This window comes from Rhizobium sp. RHZ02, from assembly GCF_014851575.1.
Classification (GTDB): Bacteria; Pseudomonadota; Alphaproteobacteria; order Rhizobiales; family Rhizobiaceae; genus Rhizobium; species Rhizobium altiplani.
The window spans coordinates 166819-191270 of the sequence record NZ_JACUZX010000003.1 but is presented as its reverse complement, the minus strand read 5'-3'; the positions used below and the strand labels follow the sequence as shown (position 1 = coordinate 191270).

Below are 24452 nucleotides of genomic sequence, written 5' to 3'. Positions count from 1 at the left end.
ACAGGTCCTCAGCAGGACCTGTCCGGGTATGGGCTGTGCTCCCGGCAATAATCGACCGAGGGCAATGAATCCGAGATTGACCCGACAGCTGCCGTGTCGAGGCCCGATGCCATGGGCACCGTGAAATGGACCGTCAGTCCGGCAATGCCTAGTAGCGCAAAGGCCGCAAGAACGATGAAGCGTTCTGATATTGAAGGTTTGTGTGCACCAACATGCTCGGCGTATTCGCGTTCACCCATGCCATTCAACTCGTCATCTGTCGCGTGGTGGTGTACCACGTCGCCACGCGCCGCGTTCCAACTCTCGCTGTTTGTCATTTTGTTAACTCCTACACTGATGCGTGCACCGACACATGATCGTCCTCTCGCCGGCGAACAGCACGAAAACGCATGTGTGTTCTTTTGGGCCGAGATTGAAGACCGGATACACAAACGCAGTGTTCATAAAATCGAACCAATCGGTTTGATTTGGAACTTTGAGGGCTTGGCTCCTCGACAAAATTCAGCTTAGTTCGGATGATCAGTCAGATTGCGGATGCCCCCATGACCAAATCATTTGGCGCGATGTCCATCGCACAACTTTCCAGTCTCATTCAAACAACAGCGGTCGATCCCATCGAAGTGACGGAAGCTGTTATCGACGGCATCGAGGCCTATGCCGACCAGGCGGCCTTTACGGCAATCTTCAAGGATCGCGCAACGGAAGAGGCGAAGGCCTCATCGAAGCGAATGAGAGAGGGTCGCTCTTGCGGAATGCTGGACGGCATACCGATCGCCTGGAAGGACCTGTTTGACATCAAGGGGCGGACAACGACGGCCGGGTCGACAGTACTGGCCAGAGAGCCGGCTGCGCAGGCGGACGCGGCTGTCGTGGCAACGCTGAAACAGGCGGGCATGGTCTCGATTGGCTGCACGAACATGAGCGAGTTCGCCTTCTCCGGGCTCGGCCTCAATCCACACTACGGCACGCCGCGCAATCCACGCAGCAAAGATGTTCCGCGCATTCCGGGTGGCTCATCGTCCGGCGCTGGCGTTGTGGTGGCAGCTGGCCTCGTGCCGGTGGCGATGGGGACGGACACGGGAGGTTCGGTGCGCATCCCGGCTGCCCTCAACGGTATCGTCGGATACAAGGCAACGCGCGGTCGCTATCCGATGGCAGGCGTCTTCCCGCTGGCAAAGAGCCTGGATTCGCTTGGTCCGCTCTGCAGGACCGTTCAGGACGCGGTGTGGATCGACGCGGGAATGCGAGGCGCGTCAGCGCCGTCAATAGCCGCTCGCCCACTCAAGGAGTTGGACATCGTTATCCCTGACAATATCGTTTTCGATGGCGCTGAAGCTGGCGTGGTCGCAACTTTCGAGACGGCGGTCGATTGGCTGGAGGCGGAGGGTGCATCGATCAGCCGGATCAAGATCCCGGCTTTTGACGAGATATTGGCGCTGATGGCTCGATATGGTGCCCTGGTCACGGCCGAAGCCTATGTGCTTCACCACGAGCGATTGGCTGGGCCTGCGGCTGACGACATGGATCGCCGCGTGGTCGTGCGCACTCGACTGGGCGAGAAGACCACGCTTGCGGCCTATCTGGCGATCCTTGAAGCCCGCGAGCGGTTGATCGCCGACGTCGACCGCCTTGTCGGCGACAGCTTCGTTGCGTTTCCGTCGGTCGCCCATGTGGCGCCGCCGATCGCCCCATTGGAAGCCGACGACGATTTGTTTTTCGCAACCAACGGGAAGACCTTGCGCAATACGCTTTTCGGCAACTTCCTCGATTGGTGCGGCGTATCGATCCCCTGCGGGACGGGAGATGCCGACATGCCGGTCGGCTTCCTGCTTTCTGCCGTGGGCAAGCGGGACGAAGCGCTCCTTGGCGCGGCGCTTTCGGCGGAGACAGTTATCCGCGGAGAATTTACGTGAGATCGCAGGCATTGCTCCCGGGAGGAGAACATGACTGAAAGCAATTTGGAGAATGGACGTTTTGCAGTTTCGACGTGGTCGCTGCATCGGCTGCTGGGGGCCGTCTATCCCTACAGCCCCGATCCGGGGAAAAGTGCAGCGCGCAAGGAGCCATATGGGCCGGGGAGTTCCCCGCTGACCGACATTCCCGGGCAACTTGCCAAACGTGGTATCGGGCGGCTTGAGATATGCTCGTTCCATCTGCCAAGCATCGAAGCCGCCTATCTCGCGGAGATGCGCTCAGCGCTTCAGGACGCCGGCATCCTGCTTCAGACACTCCTCGTCGAAGATGGCGATCCCAGCCATCCAGAGACCGCGGAACGCGACATTCAGTGGATTGCCGGCTGGATTGGGGTCGCGAAAGCGCTTGGCGCCAGGAACATGCGGGTGATCGCCGGCAAGCAGATGCCGACCGCAGAAAACCTTGAGCGGGCCGCGGGCCATCTCGGTTGGCTTGGAAAGCAGGCCGAGAACAGCGGCGTTCGCATTGTCACAGAGAACTGGTTCGACCTTCTGCCTTCGCCGAAGGAAACCAATTGGCTGCTCGATACACTGCAGGGCAAAGTCGGCCTGAATGGCGACCTCGGAAACTGGGCTGCGCCTGAAAAATACGCAGGGCTTTCCGACATCATGCGCCGTGCGGAACTCTGCCACGCCAAGGCCAATTTCAATGAAGCGGGGCTTGACAGCGCGGACTACCGCAAGTGCCTGGAAGCGTGCCGGACGGCAGGTTACGACGGACCGTATACCTTGATCTACGATTCACCATTCTTTGCCGATGAGTGGGACGGTATCCTGCTTGAAAAGGCATTCATCGAGGACTTCCATCAGGAAAAGCAGCGCGCGGCTGGCTAAACCGCGAAAGGAGCATGGCATGACTGGCGCAACGACGATCGACGGCTTCGCAAGGCGGATCAGAAGCGGTGGGGGCGGATTGATTTCCGCGTGGATCGGCATTCCCGATCCGCTTTTCGTCAATCATCTGGCGCAAGAGGCCTTCGATGCCATCGTGCTGGATATGCAGCATGGCGTCTGGGATATCGGATCGGCAGCCGTTGGCATTGGCCAGGGGCGGCTCGCCGGCAAGCCGGTGCTCGCCCGAATTCCGGTCGGTGACTTCGCATCGGCCTCGCGTCTTCTCGATGCGGGAGCCTCGGGCATCATTGCGCCGATGATCAACTCGGTGTCTGATGCCGAGGCCTTCGCCAGGGCCACCAAGTATCCGCCGGTCGGCGAGCGCAGCTGGGGGCCGACGCTGGCGATCAACCACACGGGACTTTCGGCCGCTGAGTATCTCGCGACCGCGAATGAAGAGACCGTGGCCATTGCCATGATCGAGACGCGTGCAGCCCTTGATGCTGCGGATGAAATCATGCGTGTTGAGGGAATTGACGGTATTTTCGTCGGCCCGTCCGATCTCTCGATTGCCCTGTCAAATGGAACGAAGCTGGCACCTGACACGGCGGAGGTCGACGGCGTTCTCAAGCACCTCATCGCCCGTTGCCGTGCTCACGGCAAATTCGGCTGTGTCTTCGGCAGTAACGGCGAGCGGGCCGGAGAATTGTTGAAGATGGGCTTCGATCTCGTCATTGCCGGGGCCGACACGCAACAGCTACGGTCGGGCGCCGCGAGCGCGATTGCCGCCGCGCGACGCGTTCAGGCAAGCTGAACTACTTGACGGCCAGCCAGATGACATGACGCGCGCCTCCGCGTTTTCCGTTGGCGCGCGTATTGACGGCCTCGACGGCAAAGCCGCAGTCACGAAGCCGACGGGTGAAACCGGCATCCGGCCCGGATGACCAGACGGCAAGAACACCTCCGGGTCGCAAGGCATCGCGTGCGGAACGCAGGCCAGCGAAATCGTAGAGGCTGTCGTTGGAACGACGCGTCAGGCCGTCCGGCCCATTGTCGACGTCAAGCAGGATGGCGTCGAATTTCGCCTTGCTTTGCCGGATCAGTTCGCCAACATCGCCATGATGGATGGCGACGCGCGGATCGTCGAGACACCCCTGAAAAACCGCTGACATTGGACCGCGTGCCCATTGCACCACCGCCGGCACCAGTTCTGCAACCGTGACGGATGCATCCTCCGGCAGGGCCGAGAGGGCGGCGCGCAGTGTGAACCCCATTCCGAGACCACCGATCAACATATTCGGGCGCGCACGCCCGGCGATCTTTTCGCGGGAAAGCCTTGCGAGCGCCTCCTCCGAGCCGCTCAGGCGGCTGTTCATCAGCTCGTTCGAGCCCAGCATGATCGAAAATTCGCTGCCTCGTTGTTTGAGGCGCAATTCGCCACTTTCTCCGGGAATGGGCGCGGAATCCAGTTGGACCCAGGGGAGCATGTCTGTCGTGCCTCGCGTTGCGCGCTTCCCCTAGCACAAAAGAAGTTCCCCGCGAACCGCCAGCGAGGCGCGCGGGGGACGTTTTAGCAGTGATTGCTCAATTGTTGTTCCGGCACGCCTGATTGGTAACGGTGTTGGTTCCACCCCGAACCGTTCGGTGTTGGCCCTCGGGGCAACCGGTCCACTGTATGGAGTTGGTACTCGTCGTCGTGGTACCAAAGTCGATCGGTATCGAGAACCCGCCTCCACCTGTTCCTTCGGTATCAGGCGAGGTTCCAAGTGGCGGCGACCCGTCGAGGCGGCCGCTGCTGTCCATCCCCATATTTGCTTGCGCAAGGGCCGAACCAGCGAAACTGAGGAGGAGCACTGAAGTCACTGCGATAAGCCTGCGCATGATCGAGATCCCTTCAAGTTGAAGCACTTACCAATGTAGCGCGTCATTCTGTTTCGTCCAGCAAAACAAGCAGTTATGGCGTTGAAAATCGCAGTATATCGGCCAATGCTTAACGATTGCGTGGGCCTGGGTGCGGGGCAGTCCTTGAATTCTCTCGGTATGCGCCAGATTGCTTAGACGGGCGCGACCAACGGAGGCGAGCATGAGCGAGAATCCTGAAGCCGTTCGGGTGAGGATATCCGGCCTCGTCCAGGGCGTCAGTTTTCGAGTTTGGACGCGGGCACGGGCTAAGGAGTTCGGCCTTGCGGGCTGGGTCCGCAACGAGACCGATGGATCCGTGACCGCGCTTATTGCGGGACCGGAGACGGCCGTCTCGGCGATGCTGAAGGAATTTTGGAAAGGCCCCCCCGGCGCGTCGGTGCAAGCTGTCGAGGCCGAACCGGTATCCCCGGACAGCGTCCCCTCCGGATTTCGGATTACGGCATAGCGCGGATTGGGAGAAACCGCGAGCTCCTCGCCGCGGCTATGGGCAACAGCCAATTGTTGTCCTCTTTCAACAGTCTCGCCTTAACGCGACCTCGTCCTGCATTTCTGATGACCGAAAACACATTTCAGCCATGGTATGAGCGAGTAGGGATGTCTTGCCTGACTGAAACATGAATCGGAATCTTTGAAATTGCATGCCACGTCCATGATCCGACCGCTGTTGGCAGCGGCCGGCGCCTTGCTTCTTGCGGCTTGTACGCAACTCCCCGCAGAACGAATTGTCGCAACTGCCGCAGCCCCTGCGATGGAGGCGGTCACGCCTGTGCCGGAGCCGCAGCCCCAGATCCCGCCGGTGGAGGGGACTGCCGAGAAACCGGACTATTCCATCGCCTATGCCGAAGTCGACGAGGGTGAGTTTCGCTGGCCCGCGATAGATCACACGGCGGTCCATCCCGACTATTTGCGTCAGGAAGTCGATTATGCGACCGACGAGCCGCCGGGCACCATCGTGGTTGAGACCGAGAAAAAGTTTCTCTACCTGGTGCTGAAGGACGGACGAGCTATTCGCTACGGTGTGAGCCTCGGTGCCCAGGGCCGGGCATGGAAGGGGCGTGCAATCATTCAGTGGAAGCGAAAGTATCCGACATGGACACCGACACCGTCGATGATCAGTCGCAATCCGAAACTCGAACAGTGGAAGCAAGGCATGCAGCCCGGCGTGAACAATCCCCTCGGGGCACGCGCACTATACATCTTTCAGGACGGCCAGGACACGCTCTATCGCATCCACGGCTCTCCGGAATGGCAAACGATCGGCAAGAACGCCTCGTCTGGCTGCGTACGGATGTTCAATCAGGACGTCATCGACCTTTACGAACGTGTGAGAGGCAAGGCGCCACTGGTTGTGAAGTGAACACCGCCTGACGCAGGCGGTGTTCGCCATTACGGCGCTGGATCGCTCGAACGATCATGGTCCCAACCGGCGCCGACAGCGGCGTCGACCTCGCAGATGACGCCGGCTGGGTCGTAGCTGATCGTTACGTCACCCTTCAACTCGGCCGCCAGCAGGTTTTCGATCAGGCGCGAGCCGAAGCCCTTTCGCGACGGAGGAGTAACGGCCGGCCCGCCCTTTTCCTGCCAGCGCAACCTCAGCCTGTTATCGCCGCCAAGCGACCATTCAATCGAAACGTGGCCTTCCGGTGCGGACAAGGCCCCATACTTGGCTGCATTCGTCGCCAATTCATGCAGAGCCAGCGAGATAGACACAACCGCCCGCGGCGCCAGTTGGATGCTCGGGCCCGAGATCGAAAACCTGTCACGCTGATAGTGAGACAGAGACTGCTTGATGACGGCTTCCAGTTCGGCCTGCTCCCAGTTGCCGTGTGTCAGGAGATCATGTGCCTTGGCCATCGAGGCCAGTCTGGCCTCGAAAGCGTCCACGCCGGCCCGGGTTGCCTCCTCGCGTCCGAGCGTCTGTCGCGCAATCGCCATCACGGTCGCGAGCACGTTCTTCACACGATGGTTCAGTTCGCCCACGAGAACTGTCTGGAGCCGCTCGGCCTCCTTTCGGGCGCTGATGTCGTGCGCTATTTTTGAGGCCCCGACAATCCTGCCATAGGCGTCGAAAATAGGCGAAACGCTGAGTAGGACGTCGACAAGGCCGCCATCCTTGCGGCGGCGCTTGGTCTCATAAGGCTCTACCTTCCGGCCGGCACTGACCTGCCTGATGATCGCAGGCTCCTCTTCAATCCTGTCATCCGGAACCAGAATGATGACCGATCGGCCGATCGCTTCCTCAGCGGAATAGCCGTAGAGCTTCTCCGCTCCGATATTCCAGCTCGTGATCCTCATGTTCAGGTCGGTGCCGAGAATGGCATCGTCGGACGAAGCAATGATTGCGGCAAGCCGGCGTTCGACCTCCTGCGCCCGCTTGCGTTCAGTGATATCGACGACGACCGCTGCGGTTTGCCGTATGTCGCCGTTCTTGTCGCGAAGAGGCGAGACGGAACTCGCCACCCAAACGAGGCTGCCATCCTTGCGAACGTAGCGTTTCTCGATGTCGAAGCTCTCGCCTGTTTCCACCATCCTCCTGAACGATCGGACATAGTTGTCCAGATCCTTGGGAAATGTGATGTCCTGGACCCGCATCTTCAGAAGCTCGGCTTCCGTGTAGCCGACGATTTCGCAGAAACGGCTGTTGACCAAGAGCAGACGCCCCGCGAGATCAGACTGGCCCATGCCTGCAGCAGTCTGCGAGAATATGGCACGAAACCGCTCCTCGCTCTCCCGCAACGCGGTCTCGAATCTAACGCGTTCTGTGGTCTCGCTGACGATGCAGAAGACGCCACCGACGTTCCCCACTTCGTCCCTTATCGGTGAGTAAGAGATGTCGAAGTGCGCGGTCTCGGGATAGCCGTGCCGCTCGATATAGAATGGGCGGTCCTTGGCAACCACCGTCTCTCCGTGATCAAGAACCCGTCGCAGGAGCGGTTCCAGATCGCTCCATAATTCGCTCCAATGCTCGCGGGCGGGGCGGCCGAGCGCTTGAGGATGCTTGCGCCCGATTGTCGGCGCATAGGCGTCATTATAAAGAGCGATGAAATCCCGGCCCCAGAATATGACGATCTGCGCCTTGGCGGGTAGCATGATGTCGACGGCCGATTTCAATCCGGCCGGCCACGAGGAAAAGGGGCCGAGGCCGCTTGCTTCCCAGTCGTGGCCGAAAATGCGACCGGCCATCTCGCCCGATGCGGTATATGTATCACTGCTGCGCAGGGGTCTCGTCCTCTCTAGAGTGCCCTTGTAATTCAAAGGTTTGGCGCGCAGACGTCAAGAGGCAATGCAAGGGAGCGGTCAGTTATCGCTCGACATGGCACCAGGCGGCGAGAAGCGGACGTGCGGTGCACCGCATCGCGACATTGTGCCCCGCTTCGTTGAAGAAAATCGAACCGATGGAACCGCGCTGCCAGCCCTTGTCGTCGCAGGAGAATTCGCAGTCGGAGAGCGCCAGAAAAACCCGGGAGCGATACTGTATGTGGTCAGGGAAACGGCTGTAAGGCGCCATGATGGTGAGGCCGAGAGCCACGTCGCTTCGCTCTTCCACGCCGGATATGCCGGCCACGACCGCATGCGCATGCGTATGTTCTATGTTGATGCTGGCAAATGGGCCGGTTTTGCTCGCAACCCATTCGAGGCTCTTGGCGATGTCGTTGATGGCCGCAGCGACTTCTGCGAAAGGCTCACCCTTTGAAGCCAAATTGCGCAGCGCAAACTGCAATTGTGGAGCCAGGGGCAGGGAGGTGGCCGGCTTGTTTGCGATGGCGCCCGGTTCCTGCAGCAGGTGGAATACTTTCCCCGCAACAAATTTCTCCATGAAAGGAGCAGCGTCGGACAGCATGATGTTTCCCAACGCGCCGATCAGGCGTTGCACGGCGACAGGCCTGCGCGCGCGGCTTACGGGATAGTCGCCGCTGGCAGCCCTGGTCCCACGATGCAGAAGGAGATCTGCTTCCCTTCTCAACCGGGATTTCGACATCGGTATGGAACGCTCCTTGATCACATGAGGCGATCCTTATCCCGGCCGGATCAAAAAGCAAACTGTTCGAAGCGCCTTTTGCGAACATGCTGACCGCGGCTGGATGCGGTTGCCAGGGATCCTTTGCTCGAAGGCTTTGAGTTTCTGTTTGGCGGTTGACCGCCAAACAGAAACGACGCCGCGCCGATCCTTTATTCTGCCCGTTTCAGTGCATCTCCCAGAACCGAGACGATCTTCCAGATCTCGTCGCTCTCAATGATCAGCGGCGGAGAAAGCGCGATCGTATCCCCCGTGACACGGATCAACAGCCCCTTCTGGAAGCAGTCGACGAAGACGTCATAGGCACGCGCACCTGGCGCGCCGTCGCGTGAGGCAAGCTCGATTGCACCGACGAGCCCGAGGTTGCGGATGTCGATGACATGCCTCAGCCCCTTCAAGGAGTGAAGGGCGTCCTGCCAGGTGTCGGTCAAGGAGGCGGCACGGGTCAGCAAGCCTTCCTCCTCGTAGATCTCAAGCGTAGCAATGCCTGCAGCACTGGCAACCGGGTGGCCGGAATAGGTATAGCCGTGGAAGAGTTCGATCTGGCTCTCCGGTCCCGCCATCAAGGCGTCGTGCACTTTCCGGCTCGCAAAGACCGCGCCCATCGGAATGGCGCCGTTCGTCAGACCCTTGGCGGTGGTGACGAGATCGGGAACGACACCGAAATAGTCGGTCGCAAATGGCGTTCCAAGCCGTCCAAAGCCGGTAATGACCTCGTCGAAGATCAGGAGGATGCCATGCTTGTCGGCAATAGCGCGCAGACGCTCCAGATACCCCTTCGGCGGCAGGATGACGCCGGCGGATCCGGACATCGGCTCGACGATGACGGCGGCGATCGTTTCTGCGCCATGCAGCGCAACCAGCCGCTCCAGATCGTCGGCCAGCTCGACCCCATGCTGCGGGAGCCCCTTGGAAAAACCATTTCGCTCGATGTCGAGCGTATGGCGCATGTGGTCGGCCGGTATCTGCGGGAAGACGCGCCGGTTGTTGACAAGACCGCCGACCGAGATGCCGCCGAAGCCGACGCCGTGATATCCCTTCTCGCGACCGATGATGCGGGTGCGGGTGCCCTGGCCGATGGCGCGCTGGTAGGCGATCGCAATCTTCAACGCCGTATCGACCGATTCCGAGCCGGAGCCGGTGAAGAACACGCGATCGAGTTTTGCGCTCGGGCCGCCCGGCGCGATCCTTGCGAGCCTTTCGGCGAAGTCGAAGGCGACGGGATGGCCCATCTGAAAGGTCGGGGCAAAGTCCATTACCTGCAGCTGGCGAGCAACGGCATCCGCGATGCGCTGGCGACCGTGGCCGGCATTGACGCACCAGAGGCCAGCCGTGCCGTCCAGCACCTTGTTGCCATCAATATCCGTGTAATACATGCCTTCGGCTGAGGCGAGCAGCCGGGGTGCGGTCTTGAATTGGCGGTTTGCCGTAAACGGCATCCAGAAATTATCGAGGGAAGGCCGGTTGGAAATGTTGATCTGGTCCACCGCTATAGTCTCCATTGTGCGTGGCGACATGTTCGGTGATTTGCGTCAAGGGACAAGTCCTTTTCTTTGCGTGTGTAAGCACTTGAAATGTATAGCCACGAGTTGAATATGTTCGATATTCGCAACAGGTGAAACGCGCCCCATGTCCGTCGATATCGGCAACCGCCTTCGTCATCTGAGGATGATGCACAATCTCTCTCAACGCGAACTGGCCAAGCGCGCCGGTGTCACGAATTCAACGATCTCGCTGATCGAGTCGAACACCTCCAACCCTTCCGTCGGGGCGCTGAAGCGCATACTTGACGGCATCCCCATCGGTCTTGCGGAATTCTTTGCCTTCGAACCGGAGCGGCCACGAAAGGCATTCTATGCAGCCGAGGAGCTCGTCGAGATCGGCAAGGGGCCGATCTCCTATCGGCAGGTTGGAGAAAGCCTGTTTGGGCGAAGCCTGCAGATCCTGAAGGAGTGCTACCAGCCAGGCTCCGACACCGGCAAGGTCCTCCTCGTTCACGAGGGAGAAGAGGGCGGTATCGTTCTCTCCGGGCGGCTCGAAGTGACGGTTGACGACGAGCGTCGGATCCTTGGACCGGGCGATGCCTATTATTTCGAAAGCCGGCGACCGCACCGGTTCCGATGCGTCGGGCCGATTGCATGCGAGGTCATCAGCGCCTGCACACCGCCGACATTCTAGACCTTTCAGGCTTTGGCGCCCTGTATCCTCGCCAGGACGCGGTCAAGCGCCGAGATCAGGGCATCGCGCCCGCCGTTTTTCTCAAAGTCGGACAACACCTGTTCGTTGAGGCCGCCCTTCGTCGCAAACTCGCTGCTGAGTTCTTTAAGCGGAACGGTTTTCGAGCGCAGCGCAGTCTGCGTGAGATTGGTAAACAGCGGCGCGATATAGGCGCGTCCCTTGCCTTTGGTGAGGCCACGTTGTTCCAGCCACGCAGCCGAAATGTCCATGATTCCGAGGACGGTCGACATCAGGGAGCTGGCCGCCGCCAATAGGTCGTACTCCTCCTTGGTCTCGCATTCGACCGCGGTACCCATAACGGTAAAGAGCGCCGCAATGCGAGAGTCCGGCGGAAAAACGGCCGTCACGCCTTCGCGGTCGGCCACAAAAGGCAGTGGAATGGCCTGGACGAGGTGAACATCAGCCCCGATCCATTCAAGAAGTGTCTTGCGATCGGTGGCTGCAATGACGCTGAGAACGGATTGACCCTTTCGGAACGTCAGTCCGCCGAGAACCTCCTTCGCAATTTGCGGGCGCACCGCCAGGACAATCACGTCGCTCGCGTCGATGACGGCCTGATTGTCGGCGGCAATCGAGACTTCTGAAAAGTCCGCAGCCAATTTTTGGGCGATCGCGGCGTTGCGAGGCGAAATGGTCACCTGCGCGACGGCGGCTGGCTTCGTCAACAGGCCCCTGACCATGGCGTCGCTGATTGCCCCGGTCCCGATGAAGCCGATTTTTTCTGTCTGCACGCCACTCTCCCCACGCTGCGCGGTCAGGCCGGACATTGCCCGCACCGCGAAATAGCGTTCCGCGCGCCATGTGGCAAGGCAGGCGGGCCGCTCGGACGATCGACCCGCAAACCGAAATGACTACTCCCGCGCCCGCATGGGTGCCAGCGACATGGAATGTGAATAGGCCTGCGGCGATCTGTTTCCGGGCATGTTTTCATCGAGTACGAGCGTCTTGAGGTCGTCCGTCCTGACATCGAGGGTAACGACACTCTGCCTCTTATCCAGCTGCCAGACGAGGTAGCCAAGGGCCGGCGAGTAACCGCAATCACAGCCACAATCGTCGTATGCAATCGGTTTTGGCTTCTCTGGAAGCAGCATGATCAGCGGTTTTGGCATCTTGTAGCATTGCCCTTCGTAGGCGTAGCCATAGATAACGCCAATGCTCTTGAGATAGCCTTGGCAGGGGTCACCAAACCTGACCCACGGCAGCCCCACTGCGATCGGCAGGCAGATTGCCTCATGATCATGCAGTAGCGAAATGTTCACGCTCGCTTTCGCCTTTTCGGCGTCTTTGGCATCGACTTTGACGCTTTCCGTTGCAGGGCGTCCATATAGTCGCACCTCACTCGGGTCGTAAGGGCCGGACGTTCCGACGTTTGGATTTCTGCAGCAATCGCTCATTGTCCTCTCCTTTCGGGTTGCCTCAATAGGTGATTTCACGCCATGCAAAACTTGCCCTGAAAGCTTCCGCCACAGCACCGTCGGCGGCATCAACGATCGACCCTGCGGCCTGGTTGAATGTCAAAGTCCGAGCGTCGAGATTCTTCAGCGAAGTGGCGAGCGCACGTCCGACGTCGTCCCTCGCCTTCTCCAAAGCCAGCTGAAAATAAAGGGGTCTGGTGCGAAAAGATTGCGCCGTCAGTTCGCGGAAGCGATCAAACTCGTCAAGTGTCAGATGGCGCAAATCCACCTCGAGAAGCCGCCGTTCGGCAGAACCGTTGGCCACGAGATTGCGATGGTAGAGTTCGACGATCGTGTCGAAGACGGCGCCGACGAAGGGCAGCGCGCGGTCGTGCGGGTCGCGTGTGACTTCCGACATGCGTCTGAAGTTGGTCGCGAGGCGGATCTGGGTTTCCGGGCTGGTTTCGGCGAAGCGATTGAGCTCGTTGTAGAGCAGCAGATCTCCCTTTGTCCTTCGCAGCAACCGGTCGATAGCGGAATCGAAGGAGAGAAAAGAGATCAGCGATACACAGTCGGAAAAGCCTTCCGAGAAGGGAAAGAACTCGCTCTCGCGGGAGGCTCCGACCGGAATGCCTATTTCCGAGAAGATGATCAGGTGCCCGACCTCATGGGCGATCGCATCGAAATTCAGCGCGTAAGGTCTTGGCGTTCCACCGACATCCGAGCGTCCAAGTTCCAGAAAGCCATAGCCTGCCTGGGCGTTGTCCCAGTCGACCAAAGGGATGATCTCCAGTCTGGGAAGCGTGGCATCGAAAAACCACTGAACCCGATGACCGAGGTAACTCTGCCAGATTTCGAGCACACGATGGATGCAGGCATAGGCATGAACGCCGAGATAGGGTCGCGACAGCGGATCCAAGCTGTCGAAATGTCCGTCAGGGCCCGCATGCACTGGTGGACGCCTGATGCCGTTAAAGGGTGGCAGGCGCGAATAGCCGTAGGGCTGCTTGCTGTAGAGCGGATCAGCCACATACATGCGGGCATCGCTCGGCCCAGGGAAAATCTCGTTGGGTAGAATCGACAGCCAGACGCGATCTGGCTGCTCGTAGCCAGGGATGAACGGAGGCTGAGGAAAAATCCAGAATCGAGTTCCTGTGCCGGCCTCGGTAGAGGCCGCCATAACATGCGGGTGCAAATCCATGTTGGTCTCGCCCCATATGTAAAAGCAACTTTACGTTTATTTAGTAAATATTAATTAGATCAGTGTCAATATTGGTTGCTTCGAGATCGCGAATGAAAGTATTCGTTGCAACCCAGGCTTCAGCTGGGCGCCGGCCGGAAAATCTCTCAGACAACTCTGGCGCGAATTTGAGTGCCGCTAGTGCATCAAGACCCTTCTGTCGGACGAATTGATGACGCAAGCGGCCGATTTCTTCTCGCGGCCACCCCTCTGCGCGAAGTATCTTCTCAATGGATCGATCGCGAAAATTCATTCGCCGGGCAGTTTCGGTAAGGCTGTCGCGTTGAGCGGCGCTTATATGGCCGAGCCGCATCAGATGGGAAAAAGTTCTTTGCAGATCGATCAATGCATCTGTCACCGGCGGGAAGCCCAATTCGGCCGGCCCCGACTGAACGGCGACGGCATCGTCTGGGGTCAGCACCCAGCGCCTGTACCACCGGAAAATCAATCCGACGCCGATCATGCCGTATGGACCCAACTCCGCAGCCCGAAGCGCTCCCATGCTTGCTGCTCCGATCACGACGATCCCTTGCGCCAGCGCCCATAAAATCTCCTTGTGCCGGACCGATGGGCGGTCTTCGAACTGCCCGTCGATGATGACCATCGCTCTTGGACGAAATGCATGGGCCGCAAGCAGGATGTCGCCCTGTGCCACCGGCTGCAGGTAAACGGCATCAAGTGCCGCCTGAGCCTCAGGCAGTCGCAGTGTCGGCCCCAGAAAAACCAGTATCGGTCCGGCTAGATCTGCCGCACTCATTTTGACCTCCTAGCGCACGACGTTGAACGGGCGGGCTCGGGGCATCAGCATCCTGACGCAACGAACGGGCCCGCCTGGATGTGAACCCAGGGGAACCGCAAGAACGGGTCCAAGCTCGGCGTCTTCGATGCGGTCGAGCAGATCCTGGAGGCTCGAAATAGGAGGGGCGTCAACGATTTGCGTGAAAGAAACTGGATTGAGGATGAGCTGCCGGGCCTTTGCAACAATGCTATCGACCCGCTTGTGATAGTGTCGCGTCGTCTGATCGTCGCGAGCGCCTGAGATGGCTCCGGCACGGGCCGCCAGCGCCTCGCACAAGGCATTTTCTGCCGCCTCGGCGAGGTCTTTTCCAGCCGAATAACCTTCCGTCGGCAATGCGAGCAGGGGATGGCCGCCACCGAGCTCGATCGTCTGGCACCAGACGACGCTAACGCCAGTCGGGGAGGGGGCATGCCAGAACCCGGCCGATATATTGTGTTCCGCAAGAAGACCGGTCAGGTGATCGACGGCGGGACCGAGGCTTCCGGGGGAAAGCCGGTATCTGTCGAAGAAGCCGTGCGTGTCGAATGCCCGGGCAATTGCGTCGCGTTCTATACACTCGAGGAGCGCATGTGCGGTCGCTTGATGCCAGGTTGAATGGCAGGCTAGACCGGTGGTGGTACGCAGGAAGAGCCCGTCGAAATCCGGGGGCGGATCCGTATAGCGTGTGTGCACGAGTTCAAGAGGAACCATTTGGCTGTGTCGGAGGCAAAGGTCATAGCCCATGATCCAGAGGGTTGGTTTCGACCGCCAGGCCGATGTTGCGTGGTCGTCAAGCTGACGATCGAAGAGGCCCTCCGGGATGGCGAGCTCATCGGCGCTTCCAAGGACGGCGCTGGTGGCGGGAACCAACTCGGCGTAATGGCGCTCAAGTGTCTCCATGATCGCGCCGATGGCGGCATGAACTATGGATCGGCCGCGGCCAAGCGAGGTCACTTCGGAAAGGGCAGCTGGGCGGATTGCCTGGACCGTGGGAAGCCCCAACCGGTCAAGGCCGGTGAGGTCTGCGACGCGTGTTATTCCTGCATGCCGGCAGATTGGCAGGAGCCTTCGCAGGTAATCATCTGGCGGATCGACCTCGGCCCTGCCCAACGATGCCCCCCGGTTGGCGGTGACCTCTGCCGCAAACTCGTCGAAGAGGCCGCCCCCTGAAATGGCGCCGTTGGGCTCATCGGTCGACAACAAGGCCAAACTCCTCGAGCGACTCCCTTATTCTGTCCTGGAGTGCGGCCGCCCCCTGCGTTTGGGCGATCTCTGCAGCAAGACGCAAATCTTCCATGACGAGCTCGCGCATCGCGCCGGAGCGGGCGCGCAGCATGGCCCGAACGCGGTACAATTCCGCGAGCCAATAGGCGTGACCTGTTTCCCTTGCTTTGACGATCGCCTGGCTGGCGACCTCGATGGCGCGATCGACCTTACCGTCAAGGCCGAGCATTGCGGCCTGCATCGAGAGATAGATCGGCAGGTCGATGACCGTGCCGAGCTCTCCCAAAAGGTCAAATCCCTTGCAGAACCTCTCATAACCGCCTGCGACGTTTCCAAGATGTGCTTCGGCCCATCCGCCGAAAAGGAGCGAGAGTCCGGCCAAAGATTGCATTTCATTCTGTCTGGAAAATTCAGACATCTCTTCCGAGATGGCTGTCAAGCGTTTGTAATCATTGCGATAGAATGCCGCGACAGCCTCCACGTCGAGAGAGTGTGCTTTGCTCGGCAGGTGGGAAATGCCATTCACGAACTGGATCATCTCTTTCAGTACGCGGTCTGATTCATGCGTTTTGCCTGTCAGCCACAGCGAGTGGGCCAGTTGGCCCAGGCCACAGGCACAGGCATCGTGCCCACCGTAGATGGTTCGCGCTTCGGTCGCCCTTTGTGCGTCGTAGAGAGCCAGGCCTTCCCGCACAGCATTCTGCGTTTCCCTGTGGCGTCCGAGGTTGAAGTCGATCGCCCAGATGCAGTGGTTCATCTGCAGGCGTACCTCCGGGTCCCGGATGCCTGCCAGCATGACCTGAACCTCCATGGCGCGTTCGTGCATCGTCAAAAAATCGGAACCCGTCAGCCACCAACCCCAGTAGATTGGAAACCATCGCGACTTCTCTTCCAGCGGTTGTCGATTGGCGATTTCCACCCCATCTTCGTAAAGCTTTCGCGCTGGCGGCGAATTCAGGCCGATTGTCCCGGTAAGCACTGGTCCCAATGCAATGACGGCCGATAGCCGCAGCCGATCGACCCGCTCGTTCATGCCGAGCTCGTCGCAGATTGAGAGGCCATGCTCGAGATGATGGCGAGCTTCGACCAGGGCCGACCGACGTGCGGCCTCCTGGCCGGCCGTAATGAACAATTCCACGGCGGTCTCCTTGAGACCCGCACGTTCCGCATGCTCGGCACGCGCACCGCCATCGATCCACGGTGCGATCGTGGGGTCTTCGGTCAGTGCTTCGAAGAGGCGGCGATGAAGCGCCTGGCTTTGTCGCCGTAGCAGCAGTTTGTATATCGTCTCCTGGATCAGTGAATGGCGAAAGCCATAGGTAACCGTTCCGCCGGCTCGCACATGCGTTACGAAGCCGGTGTTACAAAGTGTATCCGCCGCGTTTGCCAGCGCCTTCCTGTCATAGTCCGGAAGCAGAGTCTGAAGAAGCGACAAGGTAAAGCGGGAGCCAGCAACGGCTCCGGCGCGTGCCACGTCTCTAATTGGGCCGAGATTGCCGAGCCGTGCTTCGAGGATCTCTTCAAATGTCGAGATATGCGCCGACGCTCCGCTTTCCGGGATCGTGACACCCGTAATCGTGGTCTCGGACATCCATTGGCATATCTGCTCGATGAAAAGCGGCACGCCGCCCGAAATCCGCTCGGTTACCTCAACCAGGTCTTCAAACTCCGCCGCTCTGTGCTGTGGCCAGTTGCGCTCGATTGCAAGCCTCGTCTGGTCTGCATCGAGAGGGTTTAGAGGCAGTCGCGATGGACGGGCGTCCTCTGGCCATTCCATGGTCGCCTCAGGGCGTGTGGTCGCAATCAGGAGGATCGGTAGCCCCAGGATGGCGCGGGCCGCCTCAATCAAAAACTCTCGAGAAGTCGGATCTATCCAGTGAACGTCCTCGACGACAAAGAGAAGGGGCCCGTTTTCACAGAGTGCCTGCATCGCTTTCGGGATTGCCTGTCGCGCTCTCTCCCGGATCAGTCTGGGATTGCTGCCGGCGAGGTTTTCGCTCTGCCCCTCGGCTCCGAGCAGATAGGAGAAGAGCTCGGCGATGTCATTGTCCCGTATGCCGTGGCGGCGAAACCGGCTGGCGACTGCGGATGCCGTCAATTTCGTCTGCCCACCCGTCTCGGGCATGCCGGTAAGGCTGTTGGCCAAAGGATGCAGTGTCGAGTGAAAGCCGCCGGGCACGCATTGGAAGAAGAAGGATTTCGATCGCTCTGCACGGGTCAGTCTGCGGAACTCATGCAGAAGGCGTGATTTTCCAATGCCGGCGTCCCCCTCGATAATGACCGTCTGTCCGTTCCCGGCAACGACGCTTTTCCACGCTTTCGATAGCGTGCCGAGCTCCTCTACGCGGCCCACGAAAGGATTGCCGAGCCTCCCGAAGGCATAGAACCTGTCCACTTCATTCTTATGACCGAGTGCGCGCCATGCTCGTTCCGGCGCCTCGAACCCCTTGAGGTTCCAGATGCCCTCGAAGGAGAACGCATGCGAGCGGCCCGCCAGCCTGCAGGTTTCGTCAGACACGAAGACTGTATTGGGAGCAGCGACGGTCTCAAGACGGGTGGCGAGCGCAAATGCCACGCCGACAACAGGCTCATGGGTCCAGCTTTGCTTCTGAGGCTCCTGAACAAGGGCGACGGAGGTGGCAATGCCCACACGAACTTGCAGATCCGAACGACCGGCCGTCTCCCCGACGCGCCTGCAGGTCTCGATGATTTGCAAGCCCGCACGAATGGCAAGGGAAGCGGCATCCCGCGCTCCGATATCAATCGGAAACAAGGCGAGCCCGCCATCGCCAGCCTCCACCCGAACTACGCCCGATTGGGCGACGATTGATTTGTTGGCGGCTGCCTGAAACGCGGATATCAACTCGCGATAATCTTCGAGATCCATGCGGTGGAAGAGTTCCGTTGAATCGACAAGATCGTAGCAAAGCGCCGTCACAATCCGGCGCTCGATCGCGCTGGATACGACCTCTGGATTCCTCCGGACGTTTCCGGCCGGTGGTTTTCTGGCGCCATTCGGATCTTTGTCCTGCATCGCGCTTTCCCCAAGCCGCTAGGCCAAAGCCGCCTACTGACGAGGCTAACACATTCTTGGCGTGTTGCGTGAGTGTGTCGTTGTGCTCAGGGCAACTACTTTCGCAACAAACCGGGGAAATGGCAGCTTGGCGCTCTTCACGCCTCGAACACGCCTGCGGACGTTGCTGCACGACGCAATTCAGGGCAGATTGCGGGTTGTAGGGCGGCCGGAGGCTAGGCATTGCTGGAGAGGCTGATTGGCGAGTACGGCGTCTTGGCCGTTTTTATCGGGGCCGGTGTTGAAGGGGAAACGGCAGCGTTTCTGGGTGGTGTCCTCGCTCATCGGCAGCTTGTTCCATATTGGCAGGTCGCTCTGGCAGCGTGTCTCGGATCCTTTGCTGCAGACCAGTTCTTCTTCTTGTCAGGTCGCTACGCCACCAAGTGGTCCTATGTTCAAAAGTTGCTGGAATCGGACCCGATCGCGAGAGTGACGAAGCTCCTCGAAGCACATCCGACAGGCTTTATCCTCGCCTTTCGCTTCATCTACGGCATGCGAACGATCAGCCCCGTTGCAATCGGCGTCTCGAACGTCTCGGCACGGAAGTTCATTATACTCAATGCGATCGCCGCGCTGATCTGGGGCGTTGCGATAACGGCGATTGGATTCCTGGCCGGACACGCCGTTGAGATATTGATCGGCCGGCTGGAACTTCATTTGCACGTGTTGATCGCGCTGGCTTTGGCTGCAATCCTCGTCGCGGTCAGTGCTTATGCGGTCAGGCGCGAAATGGCGCGACGCTCCGCGCGCTCGGGCACTTGGAGACGCGGGTGACGGTCTCAGCCGAAACGCTCGGCTTCGTCGAGCCGCGTGGACCGTGTCTCGGCGTCGAATCTGTTGGCGCTGCTTCATACCACAGATGAAAGCCAGCCTTGCTGGCCTCAGGCTTCTGTGGCCAACGAACCACCTTTTCCGCACCTGCGGACCGGCGATCGGGGATTCTCCAATCCAGCGATCCCGGAATAAGCGAAGAAACCATCATTACGCGTGGCTTGCAGCTGGTGTTCTGTGGGAGAATGCCTATGTTTCCCGTAGTTTCGAAAATTACAGGGTTCCTTTTTTGCTTCTCGAAATTTCAATCGTTGCCATTCTCACCATCTTGAATGGCGTCCTTGCCATGTCGGAACTCGCGGTCGTATCCTCGCGTCCCGCACGCCTCAAAGTGCTGGCCGACCAGGGAAGTCGTGGGGCCGCCATTGCCATCCGACTGGGCGAGGAGCCAGGGCGGTTCCTGTCGACCGTGCAGATCGGCATTACCCTCGTCGGCGTGCTGTCCGGTGCGTTCTCAGGTGCGACGCTTGGTGCGAGACTTGCCGGCTGGCTCGGCACGCACGGCCTTTCACCGGCCGCTGCCGATGCGCTTGGGGTCGGCTCGGTCGTTGTCGCAATCACATACCTGTCGCTGATTGTCGGTGAGCTGGTGCCGAAGCAGATCGCGCTTCGCGCGCCGGAGACAGTGGCAAGCAAAGTCGCCCCGGCAATGATGTTCCTGTCGCGCCTGGCCGCCCCACTCGTCTGGTTCCTCGACGCTTCCGGTCGCCTCATCCTTCGTGTTCTTGGTCAATCGGGCAAGTCCGCCGATATGGTCACCGACGAGGAAATCAAGACCGTCCTGGCAGAAGCGCAGAGCGCCGGTGTGATTGAGACGGAAGAGTCGGCGATGATTTCCGGCGTCATGAGGCTGGCGGACCGAAGTGCCAGAGCCTTGATGACACCTCGCCGGGATGTCGAGGTGATCGACGTCGAGGACGGTTTCGATGAGATCCGAGATCAGCTCCGCCGGAGCGTTCAGGCGCGATTGCCGGTGCGCAGAAACAGCTCCGATGAGATCATCGGGGTGCTTTTGACCAAGGACTTCTACGACGCAATTGCTTCGTCCGGCTATGCCGACGTCGCCACCCTCACCAAGGAAGTGCCGATTGTGTCGGACTTGTCGGGCTCGCTTGATGTCATCCAGGCCATTCGTCGCTCACCCTGCCACATGGTGCTGGTCTACGACGAATACGGCCACTTCGAAGGCGTGATTACCTCTGGCGACATTCTGGAAGCAATCTTGGGCGCCGTTCAGGAGGACGCGTTTGGAGAGAAGGCCATCGTTCGCCGCCACGACGGCAGCTATCTCGTATCCGGCTGGACGCCGATCGACGAGTTTGCCGACTTCATGAGCTTCCAGGTCGAGGACGACCGGGAATATCAGACGGTTGCCGGACTCGTACTGGAGGAGATGAAGCACCTGCCGGAAGTGGGCGAAAGCTTTGTCATGAACGGCTGGCGATTCGAGGTCGTCGATCTTGACGGGCGCAGGATCGACAAGCTCCTCCTGACCGCCGAAGTGCCCCCAGGGGACGCCAGCCGAACGCTCCAATAATGCCGATCGGCGCTGCTCGTCGTGAGAGAACCTTCACGTGAAAGGGGAGTTCCCCTTTTCACACATGGAGGTAGATATCAAAGCTCTCATGACAGCAGCAATCACAGGACTTGTGTTGGCCGCTCCCGCTTCGGCTCAGACCACGGTCGTGACCGTGCCTGGCGAGGTGAGGACCTACATAACCGAACAAGAGGTTCCGTCGGTCGTTTATGATGGCGACATCATCGTCGGGACGGAATTGCCGTCTTCGGTAGAAATCCACACCATCCCCAGCAACGATGCATACGGTTACACCGTGGTCAACAATCAACGTGTCATCGTTGATCCGCATACCCATCGCGTGATCGAAGTCATCAGGTAATCAATCGGTTGTCGGCGACAGCTGACACCACACTTGCACGCGGATACATCGGCCCTGCCGTTACGCAATGTAGCCTTGGTCGATGTTGCCGTGTGCAAGTGATCTTCTTGGCGCAGTTGGAGCGCCGCAACGATTTAGAATGAGGCAAGCGGTTCCTTTCGACCGAGAAGCCAAAGAAGATATGGCCCTCCGATTAGCGCGGCGAACAGGCCGACGGGAACCTGGTAGGGGTATATGATGACGCGGGATAACCAGTCGGCCAGTACCAACAGACCGGCGCCGATAAGCATGGCTGCGAGCAGATGGTCGCGGCTCCGGTGAAAGCCGATCAACCGCGATAGGTGGGGTGCAATCAGGCCGGTCAGACTGAGCGGTCCAATGAGGAAGGAAGAGATCGCCGTCATTGCAGCGGCGAGTGCGGCAAGCAGAAACCGTGTCGATGTGACACGAAGTCCGACACTGCGCGCCAGCCCCGCGCCAAGCGGCAGGATGGCAAACCAGCGTGTCATCAGGAAGAGCGGTGCTGTCAGAACGGCCAGTGAGATGATCGCGGTCCAGGCTTCGAACGTGCCGGCGCGGTTGGTCGAGCCCGAAATCCAGGTCAGAAGAATGTAGCTTCGCATGTCGCCTTGCGAAAGCACCACGCTGATGATTGCAAGGCAAAAAGCGCTGATGGCGACGCCTGAAAGCAGGAGCACGTCCGCCGATAGGCCAGCGCGTCGCGCAATGGCGATCATGGCCAGGAATGAGACGAGTGCGCCAAGCGACATGCCGGCGATCATGATCGCCGGAGAAGGGAAGGCGAATACGAACAGCGTCACCGTCAGTCCAGCCCCGGCGCCGGAAGAGACACCGAGCACTTCGGGGCTTGCGAGCGGATTGCCGGTCACGCGCTGCATGACGAAGCCGGCCGCGCCGAGCATCGCGCCTGTTCCGGCGGCCACGACAATCCGCGGCAGCCTGAACGGCAAAAGATCTGAAAGTAGCGAGCCGACGGCAATTTGCCAGCCGCCATCGGTCGGTCCAACGACAAGAACAGCCAGGAAGACAACCAGAAAGGCGACACTGAGGAGCAGAAGCGCCAATGCCCGTCGCGACAGACGTCGCGCGGGCCCGTTCGACGTTGACGTGGGCACCGCCCGCCCGTGCACGCGCGGCAGCAAAAACAGCAGCAGAGGGCCACCGATGAGGGCGGTAGCAGCTCCTGTCGGCGCAAGGTCGGAAAAGCCGGGACCAAGCAACTGCGTCAGACAATCCGTCAGAAACAGCACAGCAGCACCGGCAAGGGGCGCCGTTGTCATCACCTGACGCGTGGTGCGGGCGCCGCAGAGCCGCGCAATCGCGGGTGCGGCAAGCCCGAGGAAACCGATGATGCCGACTGTGGCCGTAACGGAGGCCGAAAGCCATACGGCAATCATCAGGACCGCGAACCGTACGGCGTGCAGCGAAACGCCGAGACCCTTGGCGCTCGCATCGTCCAAGGCAAGCACATTGAGCGGCCTGAAGAGAAGCAGAGCGGCGAGCATGCCAGCAGCAAGCTGGGGTGCAAGCGAAGCCACGCCGGCCCAATCCTGCTGGTTTAGGGCACCGGCGCCCCAGATATGGATCGACATGGCATACTCGCCCCGCGCCAATGTCAGCGTGACACTGAGCGAGGCTGAAACCATGCTGACGATCATGCCGCAGATTGCAACGGTGACCGGATCGAGACCGCGGCGCCAGCTCAAGGCGAGCACAAGGCCAACGGCGCAAAGGCCACCGGCAAAGGCGACAAGTTCGCGCGAGACACCGGCCAGGATGGGCGAGATGCTCAAACCAAGCGTCAGCGCCAGTTGTGCGCCAGAAGCGATACCGAGCGTCGAGGCGTCGGCTATCGGGTTGCGCAGAATGCGCTGCAGAAGTGCGCCTGCAAGACCGAGTGCTGCGCCCGAAATCAGCGCGATCGCAGCCCGCGGCATGAGGCTGCTCCAGAAAAGGATGGCATCAAGCGTCTTGGCTTGCTCGGGATCGCCAGGCACCTGAGGGCGCAAGATCAAAAGCAGGGCAAAAGCTGCAACGCATGCAAAGGCAAGCGCCAAGGCCGGGATGATCGCCTTGCGTGAATATATATACGGCATTGAAAGGCTAGCCGTTTCGGACACGGGAAAATCCTTCGGCGAGAAAGTCAGCGAAGCGACTTGCGGCTGGAAGCGCGCCATAGGGGTTGACCGAACCGAGGGTCAGGACGCGGTTCTCCCGCACGGCCGGAAGAGCCTTCCAGAATGCACTTCCGGTGAGGGCTTCGAACGCGTCTTGCGGATGCGGCGGAATGAGGATGATCCATGCGTCCGGCGTGGATGCCAAGGTCTCGATGCCGACAGGTGCCGTAGCGGAGTAGCTTGTGGCACCGGCCCAGGCATTGGCAATGCCGACGCGCTGCAATACCTCGCCGAACATGCTGTCGGAACCGAACACCCGGTAGTGGCGGGCATCGCCGAGATTGATCGGCAGGACGGAACGTCCATCGCCGTTGGCGGCGAATTGAGACTTGTAGCGATCGAGTTTTGTCGCAACACCTTCCACCAGTTTTCCGGCCGCCGGGAGCGCCAGACGCTCTCCGATCGCGAGCGTTGCCTGTTCGGCCAGCCTGTACGGGCTCTTTCCCGGCATGTAAATCGCGTGGCTTTCGACCGTGGCGATACGGCTCATCAGCGCATCGGCCCAGGCGTAGAAGTTGGAATTGAAGATCACGTCGGGGCGCGCGAAGCGCAGGACCTCCAGGTTCGGCGTCCCGCGAAGTCCGAGATCGGCGACTGTATCAGGCACTTCAGGCGTTACGGCGACCTGTCGGAACTGGCGCAGTTCCGTTGCCGCGACCACATTGGCGCCGATCGCGAGCAGCGTTTCCAGGAGCGCCCAGTCGAGCGTGGCAACCCTCGGCTGGAACGGCTGACCTTGCGCTACGCCTCCGACAAGCGTGGCTGCTCCGGCCAGAAAGGTCCTGCGTGTGAGCCGTGCTGCGCTCAATTTCATCTCCAGTCAGTAAGGG

Annotated in this window: 22 protein-coding genes; 9 read left to right on the top strand and 13 right to left on the bottom strand. The window is 60.0% G+C overall.

What is annotated here, in order from left to right:
- Positions 1 to 8: 8 nt before the first annotated feature.
- The gene (locus IB244_RS06480; protein ID WP_169680476.1) at positions 9 to 317 is read right to left on the bottom strand and encodes a hypothetical protein; all 309 of its coding nucleotides are present in this window, start codon (positions 315 to 317) and stop codon (positions 9 to 11) included.
- 225 nt (positions 318 to 542) lie between these two features.
- Here IB244_RS06480 and IB244_RS06475 point away from each other — a divergent pair, with 225 nt between their 5' ends.
- The 3 genes from IB244_RS06475 to IB244_RS06465 are packed head-to-tail and all read left to right on the top strand — an operon-like array spanning position 543 to position 3621.
- Positions 543 to 1913, top strand: a complete 1371-nt coding sequence (locus IB244_RS06475; protein ID WP_169680475.1) for an amidase — start codon at positions 543 to 545, stop codon at positions 1911 to 1913.
- 30 nt (positions 1914 to 1943) lie between these two features.
- Complete coding sequence (locus IB244_RS06470) at positions 1944 to 2807, top strand: sugar phosphate isomerase/epimerase family protein (protein ID WP_169680473.1); 864 nt, start codon at positions 1944 to 1946, stop codon at positions 2805 to 2807.
- 19 nt (positions 2808 to 2826) lie between these two features.
- Positions 2827 to 3621 carry an HpcH/HpaI aldolase family protein gene (locus IB244_RS06465; RefSeq protein ID WP_169680472.1) on the top strand — a complete coding sequence of 265 codons (795 nt, stop codon included), beginning with the start codon at positions 2827 to 2829 and terminating at the stop codon, positions 3619 to 3621.
- A gap of 1 nt (position 3622) precedes the next feature.
- Here IB244_RS06465 and IB244_RS06460 read toward each other — a convergent pair whose 3' ends face one another.
- A complete protein-coding gene (locus IB244_RS06460) occupies positions 3623 to 4294 on the bottom strand; it encodes a hypothetical protein (protein ID WP_169680471.1) in 672 nt (223 codons plus the stop codon).
- Positions 4295 to 4890: 596 nt separating this feature from the next.
- Here IB244_RS06460 and IB244_RS06455 point away from each other — a divergent pair.
- On the top strand, positions 4891 to 5175 hold the full coding sequence (locus IB244_RS06455; RefSeq protein ID WP_169680470.1) for an acylphosphatase: 285 nt from the start codon (positions 4891 to 4893) through the stop codon (positions 5173 to 5175).
- A gap of 204 nt (positions 5176 to 5379) precedes the next feature.
- Positions 5380 to 6087, top strand: a complete 708-nt coding sequence (locus tag IB244_RS06450) for a L,D-transpeptidase (protein ID WP_192303489.1) — start codon at positions 5380 to 5382, stop codon at positions 6085 to 6087.
- A 29-nt stretch (positions 6088 to 6116) separates the two neighbouring features.
- Here the strand turns inward: IB244_RS06450 and IB244_RS06445 are convergent, their stop codons facing one another.
- The 3 genes from IB244_RS06445 to IB244_RS06435 all read right to left on the bottom strand — a co-directional run bounded on the left by IB244_RS06445 (position 6117) and on the right by IB244_RS06435 (position 10235).
- Positions 6117 to 7913, bottom strand: coding sequence for a PAS domain S-box protein (locus tag IB244_RS06445; RefSeq protein ID WP_169680467.1), 1797 nt, complete (start codon positions 7911 to 7913; stop codon positions 6117 to 6119).
- A gap of 118 nt (positions 7914 to 8031) precedes the next feature.
- Positions 8032 to 8709, bottom strand: coding sequence for a dimethylsulfonioproprionate lyase family protein (locus tag IB244_RS06440; protein ID WP_169680466.1), 678 nt, complete (start codon positions 8707 to 8709; stop codon positions 8032 to 8034).
- A 191-nt stretch (positions 8710 to 8900) separates the two neighbouring features.
- Positions 8901 to 10235: an aspartate aminotransferase family protein gene (locus IB244_RS06435; RefSeq protein WP_169680465.1), complete on the bottom strand. Its 1335-nt coding sequence runs from the start codon at positions 10233 to 10235 to the stop codon at positions 8901 to 8903.
- Positions 10236 to 10377: 142 nt separating this feature from the next.
- On the opposite strand from IB244_RS06435, the gene IB244_RS06430 reads away from it, so the two are divergent.
- Positions 10378 to 10926, top strand: a complete 549-nt coding sequence (locus tag IB244_RS06430; protein WP_169680464.1) for a cupin domain-containing protein — start codon at positions 10378 to 10380, stop codon at positions 10924 to 10926.
- A 5-nt stretch (positions 10927 to 10931) separates the two neighbouring features.
- On the opposite strand, the gene IB244_RS06425 is transcribed toward IB244_RS06430, so the two are convergent.
- The 6 genes from IB244_RS06425 to IB244_RS06400 form a co-directional block, all read right to left on the bottom strand.
- Positions 10932 to 11753 carry a pyrroline-5-carboxylate reductase gene (locus tag IB244_RS06425; protein ID WP_169680463.1) on the bottom strand — a complete coding sequence of 274 codons (822 nt, stop codon included), beginning with the start codon at positions 11751 to 11753 and terminating at the stop codon, positions 10932 to 10934.
- An 84-nt stretch (positions 11754 to 11837) separates the two neighbouring features.
- Positions 11838 to 12380: a hypothetical protein gene (locus IB244_RS06420; RefSeq protein ID WP_169680462.1), complete on the bottom strand. Its 543-nt coding sequence runs from the start codon at positions 12378 to 12380 to the stop codon at positions 11838 to 11840.
- A gap of 22 nt (positions 12381 to 12402) precedes the next feature.
- Positions 12403 to 13581, bottom strand: a complete 1179-nt coding sequence (locus IB244_RS06415; protein WP_169680461.1) for a hypothetical protein — start codon at positions 13579 to 13581, stop codon at positions 12403 to 12405.
- A gap of 40 nt (positions 13582 to 13621) precedes the next feature.
- A complete protein-coding gene (locus IB244_RS06410; protein WP_169680460.1) occupies positions 13622 to 14377 on the bottom strand; it encodes a TfuA-like protein in 756 nt (251 codons plus the stop codon).
- 9 nt (positions 14378 to 14386) lie between these two features.
- Positions 14387 to 15601 carry a YcaO-like family protein gene (locus tag IB244_RS06405; protein WP_312867214.1) on the bottom strand — a complete coding sequence of 405 codons (1215 nt, stop codon included), beginning with the start codon at positions 15599 to 15601 and terminating at the stop codon, positions 14387 to 14389.
- Positions 15585 to 18656 carry an AAA family ATPase gene (locus IB244_RS06400; protein ID WP_192303485.1) on the bottom strand — a complete coding sequence of 1024 codons (3072 nt, stop codon included), beginning with the start codon at positions 18654 to 18656 and terminating at the stop codon, positions 15585 to 15587. The genes IB244_RS06405 and IB244_RS06400 overlap by 17 nt, the downstream gene beginning before the upstream one ends.
- Before the next feature lie 222 nt (positions 18657 to 18878).
- Here IB244_RS06400 and IB244_RS06395 point away from each other — a divergent pair, with 222 nt between their 5' ends.
- The 3 genes from IB244_RS06395 to IB244_RS06385 all read left to right on the top strand — a co-directional run bounded on the left by IB244_RS06395 (position 18879) and on the right by IB244_RS06385 (position 21424).
- The gene (locus IB244_RS06395) at positions 18879 to 19469 is read left to right on the top strand and encodes a DedA family protein (protein WP_192240911.1); all 591 of its coding nucleotides are present in this window, start codon (positions 18879 to 18881) and stop codon (positions 19467 to 19469) included.
- Between the two features lie 286 nt (positions 19470 to 19755).
- Positions 19756 to 21063 carry a hemolysin family protein gene (locus tag IB244_RS06390; protein ID WP_169680457.1) on the top strand — a complete coding sequence of 436 codons (1308 nt, stop codon included), beginning with the start codon at positions 19756 to 19758 and terminating at the stop codon, positions 21061 to 21063.
- Between the two features lie 76 nt (positions 21064 to 21139).
- Complete coding sequence (locus IB244_RS06385) at positions 21140 to 21424, top strand: DUF1236 domain-containing protein (protein ID WP_169680650.1); 285 nt, start codon at positions 21140 to 21142, stop codon at positions 21422 to 21424.
- Between the two features lie 134 nt (positions 21425 to 21558).
- Here the strand turns inward: IB244_RS06385 and fhuB are convergent, their stop codons facing one another.
- Both fhuB and IB244_RS06375 read right to left on the bottom strand, forming a co-directional pair.
- Positions 21559 to 23541, bottom strand: coding sequence for a Fe(3+)-hydroxamate ABC transporter permease FhuB (fhuB, locus tag IB244_RS06380; RefSeq protein ID WP_246733602.1), 1983 nt, complete (start codon positions 23539 to 23541; stop codon positions 21559 to 21561).
- Positions 23542 to 23548: 7 nt separating this feature from the next.
- The gene (locus tag IB244_RS06375; protein WP_169680455.1) at positions 23549 to 24436 is read right to left on the bottom strand and encodes an ABC transporter substrate-binding protein; all 888 of its coding nucleotides are present in this window, start codon (positions 24434 to 24436) and stop codon (positions 23549 to 23551) included.
- Between the last annotated feature and the right edge of the window lie 16 nt (positions 24437 to 24452).

Bases quoted from the DNA above. Each gene is read 5' to 3' on its own strand.
- IB244_RS06480 (WP_169680476.1), bottom strand. From the start codon at position 317: ATGACAAACAGCGAGAGTTGGAACGCGGCGCGTGGCGACGTGGTACAC.
- IB244_RS06475 (WP_169680475.1), top strand. From the start codon at position 543: ATGACCAAATCATTTGGCGCGATGTCCATCGCACAACTTTCCAGTCTC.
- IB244_RS06470 (WP_169680473.1), top strand. From the start codon at position 1,944: ATGACTGAAAGCAATTTGGAGAATGGACGTTTTGCAGTTTCGACGTGG.
- IB244_RS06465 (WP_169680472.1), top strand. From the start codon at position 2,827: ATGACTGGCGCAACGACGATCGACGGCTTCGCAAGGCGGATCAGAAGC.
- IB244_RS06460 (WP_169680471.1), bottom strand. From the start codon at position 4,294: ATGCTCCCCTGGGTCCAACTGGATTCCGCGCCCATTCCCGGAGAAAGT.
- IB244_RS06455 (WP_169680470.1), top strand. From the start codon at position 4,891: ATGAGCGAGAATCCTGAAGCCGTTCGGGTGAGGATATCCGGCCTCGTC.
- IB244_RS06450 (WP_192303489.1), top strand. From the start codon at position 5,380: ATGATCCGACCGCTGTTGGCAGCGGCCGGCGCCTTGCTTCTTGCGGCT.
- IB244_RS06445 (WP_169680467.1), bottom strand. From the start codon at position 7,913: ATGGCCGGTCGCATTTTCGGCCACGACTGGGAAGCAAGCGGCCTCGGC.
- IB244_RS06440 (WP_169680466.1), bottom strand. From the start codon at position 8,709: ATGTCGAAATCCCGGTTGAGAAGGGAAGCAGATCTCCTTCTGCATCGT.
- IB244_RS06430 (WP_169680464.1), top strand. From the start codon at position 10,378: ATGTCCGTCGATATCGGCAACCGCCTTCGTCATCTGAGGATGATGCAC.
- IB244_RS06425 (WP_169680463.1), bottom strand. From the start codon at position 11,753: ATGTCCGGCCTGACCGCGCAGCGTGGGGAGAGTGGCGTGCAGACAGAA.
- IB244_RS06420 (WP_169680462.1), bottom strand. From the start codon at position 12,380: ATGAGCGATTGCTGCAGAAATCCAAACGTCGGAACGTCCGGCCCTTAC.
- IB244_RS06415 (WP_169680461.1), bottom strand. From the start codon at position 13,581: ATGGATTTGCACCCGCATGTTATGGCGGCCTCTACCGAGGCCGGCACA.
- IB244_RS06410 (WP_169680460.1), bottom strand. From the start codon at position 14,377: ATGAGTGCGGCAGATCTAGCCGGACCGATACTGGTTTTTCTGGGGCCG.
- IB244_RS06400 (WP_192303485.1), bottom strand. From the start codon at position 18,656: ATGCAGGACAAAGATCCGAATGGCGCCAGAAAACCACCGGCCGGAAAC.
- fhuB (WP_246733602.1), bottom strand. From the start codon at position 23,541: ATGCCGTATATATATTCACGCAAGGCGATCATCCCGGCCTTGGCGCTT.
- IB244_RS06375 (WP_169680455.1), bottom strand. From the start codon at position 24,436: ATGAAATTGAGCGCAGCACGGCTCACACGCAGGACCTTTCTGGCCGGA.